Here is a 5,542-nt window from a genome sequence, read left to right on the forward strand (position 1 = left end):
AAAGCCTCTTTTGTGTATATGCACGAATATCAGATTCAAGAGATTTACCACAAGTGGAAAACATCACAAATCAATCAAGTTTCTGCGGTGGCTTTTGGATTTGACGATGGAGAAGTGTTCCATGTTTACACTTCTCATCCAAAAACTCATTTTTCTGGTCTTCCAGTTCCTTCCGCCATTCATTTTTTACCCAAAATATCCAGGAATGAGGAAGGGTTTACTCTGGCTAATTCACTCGTTAATAGCCAACTTAGGGAACGGGAAAATCTTACTCATTCTGTAATTATTTTATTAGCGATCGAACAAGACAAATTACAACATCGGGTTTTTATTACTCAACCGGATGGTTCTCTGTCTGAGGGAATTGTTAAATTTATCCCTCAACGTTGTGAACTTTATTCCCGCAGTCAAGGGTTGCTAGAAACATCAGTCCTTGAGGAGTGCAAGGTAGGAGTAGTCGGATTAGGGAGTGGCGGTTCTTCTGTGGCCATAGAGTTAGCCAAAGCAGGAGTCGGTAAGTTTGTTTTAATTGATTTCGATCGCTTAGAATTATCCAATGTTGCCCGTCATGTTTGTGGTGCTGGTGATTTAGGACGTTATAAAACTAAAGCAGTTAGGGATTTATTATATGGAAAAAATCCCTATATTCAAGTAGAAACGGCTGAAATAGATATTAATACCAGTTTTGAAAAAACTAAAATGTTACTTAGAGATTGCGATCTAATTATTGCTGCCAGCGATAATAATCGCAGTCGCTTTAATCTCAACAGTATTGCTCTTGAGTATAAGATTCCGGCGATTTTCGGGAGAGCTTTAACTCGTGCTTGTGGTGGAGATGTTTTAAGAGTTCGCCCTTTTGAGGGACCTTGTTTAGCTTGTGTTTTTACTAAAGAATTATTAGAATCTCGCCAAGAGGAAGTTTCTCAATTTAGACAAGCTAGAGAGGATAATCCTGCTTATGTTCCTGATGATGAAGTTAAAGCAACAATTCAAGTAGGTTTATCTTCTGATATTTTGCCAATCTCCAATATGATTGTCAAATTAGCGTTGCAGGAACTATCTCGCGGTAAAGATAGCGGGATTAAGTCTTTAGAGGAAGATTTGATTGCTGACTTTTATATTTGGGCTAATCGTCGCGAAAATACTTATGAAAGTTGGCCAAAGATGGAATATGGATCGAAAACTCCTTCTATTTTACGATGGTATGGAGCCAAATGGGAACGCAATTTATCTTGTGAAGTTTGTGGAAATATCCCAGGTCCTAACAACGCTGACGATAATTTCTTTGGGTAGCATATAGAGAAAACATTTTCAAGTTTAACGATAATTTCTGTGATTGGATAACTTTTTGAGAAGATTGATCCCTGTAACAAGATTAAATTCGGTGCGTTACACTCCGCTGCGCTACATTAACGCACCCTACCGATTAAATTTACCTCGTAGGGGCGCTACAGAAAAGCGCCCTGACTTCGGTGCGTTACATTCCGCTCCATTAAAGCACCCTACCCGACCTAGCCAACTAAGCTTGTCACCTTGGCTGGGTCAGAAAAAGCGGGCATAATAAACCGATATTTATCCTCTAAACTGACATAACCTAAATTAACCGACAGTTCCATGAATTCCAGCAAAAACCGTCTTAATTCTCCTAGAACTTGTTGCCGATCCAATTCATACTTGGTTAACCTCTCCTCATACCCAAACTTGCTGATTTGACAAATTACTCGATCGCCCACCGGCGTTCAAATTATCGTAATGTCATAACTTTCGGCAAAATCTAGACGGATAGATTTTCCCCGATCGCACTCGCCAATTTGTTCGGGAAAGCGATCTGTCAGTAACATACAAATATCCGGGTCAAAAAATACCGAAAACTGGAGCATTCCAATTTCCACAACTACCAGCCGATCGCCCGGATGACTCGCCGCCCACTCCCGAAACGCTTTGGCCCTTTCTGCTGGAGTTGCCCACCCGACCCGTGAGGGGGGTGCGTAAGTCCTAATTATTGCAACACTCGCACGAACAAAGCTGGAGTCACTATTTGAGTGCCTTGATAGTATTTTAACCAGAGCAAATGGTTATCCACTGAAACCAAATAATCCGCTTTTGCCTCATAAGCTGCTGCTAAAAATTTATTATCATCTGGGTCAATTTCATCAAGTCGAGTGGCTTGATATGCACCGAGAATATGCAAGGCGATCGCTCTGATATCGACCAGTAAATCTTCGATATCGGCTGGCTGGACTCCCCGCCTCATCAGCCGACTGACTAGCTCCTGAAGCAACGGTGGAGCCATGACTAAACTAAACCTTCCCTCACGCCACAATCTTAAAACTTGGCGGGGACTACTGTTACTTGTTGGACGAAGGAGCGCGGCAATAAATGCAGAAGTATCAATCACAACTTTAAGCATCAAAATTCGTCCCATTTACAGAGGGTTCTGAGTTCTCCCTCTGGGACGCAATGCGATCGACAGTGGCTTCAAAACTTTTCCAGATTTCTTCAGCTGGACGGGGTGGCATAGCTTCAGCACGGGCAAATGCTTTGTTAATTATCTTAGAAGCTTTGCTAAGTTCTTCTGCACTTGGAGGAGTGGTATCTATCTCCACTTCCTCCCAGTCTAAGACGAACAAATCGTTGGGAGTACATTGAAAAAAAGCGCAAAGTTGAGCCAAAGTATCAAATTCTATAGCCCTTGCTTCCCCGTTCTCTAATTCTTTAAGCTGTCGTTCATCAATTCCCGTTAGTTCGGAAATTTCCCGGTCGCTGATATCGCCGTAATTTGCCTTTAATTGAGCCAGTTTAGTTTTAACTTTCATCTGTCGCAACCTCTCCCTGTTAATTTTTTGGTCTTAATTATAGTAGATAAATGCGCTTATCATCCTCTCAATTTTTCACTTGAAGTGTTTACTCTGAAGGGAGCGATCGCCTATCCATCGGATGCACTGCTGTCACTTCCCCATACCGGGCAAAATCCCTAGTATTAAAAGTCAGAATATGAGTCAATCCATGCACCACCATTCCTGCCACTAACCTCGCATCATGGAGGTTAACTCCCCTCACCCCATAAGTCAGCACCAACCGTTCCCACTCCGAATAAATAGCTATAGCGTTTCCCGCCGTTATTCGCGTACATCTTGGGAGTGCGAGCAAGATGTACGCGAATAACTCTGGGAACCGCTATATAGTACCTTTCAAGTAGGAGTGCGAGGAGAAAATTGGGCTAATTTCATGAATTCTTGTCACAAGGAAATTCAGGAATATGTTAGTTTGCATCGAAATCATCGCTCAAATTATCAATCGTGTCAAAGAGCTGCAAGTCTTATCCTCAAAGAATTGTAGCTACTCTGTCACCCCTTCAGATCGGGGGGGGTGACTTTTCCGAGAGTTTTTCATGGATGAAGAAGGAGGCAGAGCCTCCAATAGAGCGACCCTAAATCAGTTGTGGAAGAAGACCTCTCCCCCAACCCCTCTCCTACAAGGAGAGGGGAGCAGGAGAGGGCATAAATCATTTAGGATTGCTATAGAGCATTCCTAGGCAGAGCCTAGGAAGGAGTTTAACGAGTTTAACGAAGGTGGCAGAGCCTCCAATAGGGCATTCCTAACGAGTTTGACGAGTTTTTATTTGATTGTTAAAGAAGAGTTTATGGGATGGTTTGGCTGGGTTTTTTATGATTAATATCGTAAATTACCTAGACCGATCGCCTGTTATGCGGCTTATTGTTCTGGCTTGATGACTAACCATTGGCCGGTGATGGGGTCGCGATAGGTGGTATAGGTGTTTTGACGTAGTTGTTGGGTTTGGGTTGCCATGATGAATTACCTCTGGTTTGCTTCTGTATTTATAGTATTGGGGGAATGGAGGGGGTGGGGTGATCGGAACAATCCTCAGAGGCGATCGCGATCGCACCTCCCGGTTATCTCCCTCACAGACAAGATGGCGATCGCGGCGAATTTGTATCCCGATCCCGTCCCAAACCTCGGATTAACAAGCGTTACCAAAGGGGATACCAAATCCTTTCCAAATGGCAATCAGGGTGACTACGGTCCAAAATAAGGCGTTACCGATCGCAATTTGACCCGCTAGGGTCATGTCTAGTCCCATGATTCCCTGGAACAGCCAGCGATCTAAGGGGAGGGTGAGGGTCCACATTAAAAAGATGAAGGCCCCGGATAACCAAAACATCACCCAGCGCAAGTTACTGTTAAAATCTCGGAAAAAGGTTTGCGTGAATAAAAGCTCAAGGTTACTGGCTTCTGCTGATAGATAAAGTCCGTCTGTTAAGCGGGTAGCTTGTTGCAATTTATCCGATTCTGCACCGCCGACAATGACGGCATTGATTTTAACATTTTCTACTTGAGCATTCTGGATGACGGTATCATCAATCTGGGCAATTCCATCGGTGACGAGGAGGAGTTCTCGGCAACGATTTTCAATGGTGCTCAGGGCGTTAGTTGTCTGTTGAATGGCTAGGTTTAAGTTGGTTCCGCCTCCGAGTTCTTGTTCTAGGGTGGGTTGTTGGATGGAACTGTTGAATTGAGTTTTGAGTTGCTCGTTGTCGGTGGTAAAGTCGGTGGTGAGGGCGCGAATGTCGCTGCCAAAGCCGAAAATTTGGATGGCGTTGGGTTTTTTGATGGTTTGGTTTTGATTGATATAGGATTGGACGGCTTGAATTTCTTGTTGGCGAACGATGCCGGAGGTACTGTCGCTATAGTCGATCGCGATCGCCACGGCAACGGGAGGTCTTCCTAATCCTAATAACAAGGATAAGGCGGCAATAATGGCACAACCCAGCATCAACATTAAGGGAATTTGAAATAAGGGATAGTGCCAGACTTGACGACGGGAACGAATCATGGTAATATTAGCCGGTAATGGAATGAATTTTTTATCCCAAATTGAAGTGAATTTACCTTCTAAATGGGTTCAAATTGATAGCGAAATCCGGCGCTAGTACCGGGAACGGCTTGAACTAAGGGGATGCGGTCAAAGAGGCTGAAATCCGTGGCAGTTCCGGCGATCGCAATGCCGTTTTGCAGCAGTTGTGAGGTTTCTGCCCGGGTGGGTTGTTGGGTGATGGCATTGGTGAGGGCTTGGGTGGTATCATAAGCGGTGGCAGTCCGCCAACTGACTCGCCCTTGCCAGATATTGGTGGCTTGGGAGGCGAAGGCGTCCCCTTCTTGCCAGCGCCAAGGTACGGCTAAGACTAAGCCATTGATGGCTGAATCTCCGTCTTTGAGGATATTCGGATTATACAATTCATCTCCTCCGAGGAGGGTGAGAGGGGTTCCGGCGTTGGCATTGGCTTGGGCGATCGCCACGGCAGTTGGTACTTTATTCTTACTTAGTGCCAACACTCCCACATTCGCCCCGAGTTGCGCTGCATCACTCACTTCGGTTGCCGGATTAAATCCGCCTTGGGTAATATCCACATCTTTGACCACTTGACCATTGGTTTGCACTAAGGCGGCAGAAAAAGCATCTTTTAATTGCTGACTGTAAGGACTATCTGAGTTGTAAAAAACTACCACCGAAGCGGGAGAA

The 5,542-nt window shown here is 44.6% G+C and carries 8 protein-coding genes; 1 reads left to right on the top strand and 7 read right to left on the bottom strand.

All coding sequences use genetic code 11. The annotated features are described in order from the left end of the window. Nucleotides 1–1,293 (top strand): HesA/MoeB/ThiF family protein (locus tag J0895_RS07535; RefSeq protein WP_207087493.1); only part of this gene is annotated, 1,293 nt, incomplete at its 5' end. Between the two features lie 218 nt (nt 1,294–1,511). Here the strand turns inward: J0895_RS07535 and J0895_RS07540 are convergent. From J0895_RS07540 to J0895_RS07570, 7 genes are all read right to left on the bottom strand, one after another. Continuing rightward, nucleotides 1,512–1,733, bottom strand: coding sequence for a hypothetical protein (locus J0895_RS07540; RefSeq protein ID WP_207087494.1), 222 nt, complete (start codon nt 1,731–1,733; stop codon nt 1,512–1,514). A gap of 6 nt (nt 1,734–1,739) precedes the next feature. After that, complete coding sequence (locus J0895_RS07545) at nt 1,740–1,880, bottom strand: hypothetical protein (RefSeq protein ID WP_207087495.1); 141 nt, start codon at nt 1,878–1,880, stop codon at nt 1,740–1,742. Between the two features lie 119 nt (nt 1,881–1,999). Beyond that, on the bottom strand, nt 2,000–2,410 hold the full coding sequence (locus tag J0895_RS07550) for a putative toxin-antitoxin system toxin component, PIN family (protein WP_207087496.1): 411 nt from the start codon (nt 2,408–2,410) through the stop codon (nt 2,000–2,002). Then, a complete protein-coding gene (locus J0895_RS07555; RefSeq protein WP_207087497.1) occupies nt 2,403–2,816 on the bottom strand; it encodes a helix-turn-helix domain-containing protein in 414 nt (137 codons plus the stop codon). Before J0895_RS07555 ends, J0895_RS07550 begins: the two co-directional genes overlap by 8 nt. 88 nt (nt 2,817–2,904) lie before the next feature. Continuing rightward, nucleotides 2,905–3,075, bottom strand: coding sequence for a hypothetical protein (locus J0895_RS07560; protein WP_242541132.1), 171 nt, complete (start codon nt 3,073–3,075; stop codon nt 2,905–2,907). A gap of 907 nt (nt 3,076–3,982) precedes the next feature. Further along, on the bottom strand, nt 3,983–4,855 hold the full coding sequence (locus tag J0895_RS07565; protein WP_207087498.1) for a vWA domain-containing protein: 873 nt from the start codon (nt 4,853–4,855) through the stop codon (nt 3,983–3,985). 59 nt (nt 4,856–4,914) lie between these two features. Continuing rightward, nucleotides 4,915–5,542 (bottom strand): ABC transporter substrate-binding protein (locus tag J0895_RS07570; protein WP_207087499.1); only part of this gene is annotated, 628 nt, incomplete at its 5' end.

It is taken from the genome of Phormidium pseudopriestleyi FRX01 (assembly GCF_017313335.1).
Lineage (GTDB): Bacteria > Cyanobacteriota > Cyanobacteriia > Cyanobacteriales > Laspinemataceae > Laspinema > Laspinema pseudopriestleyi.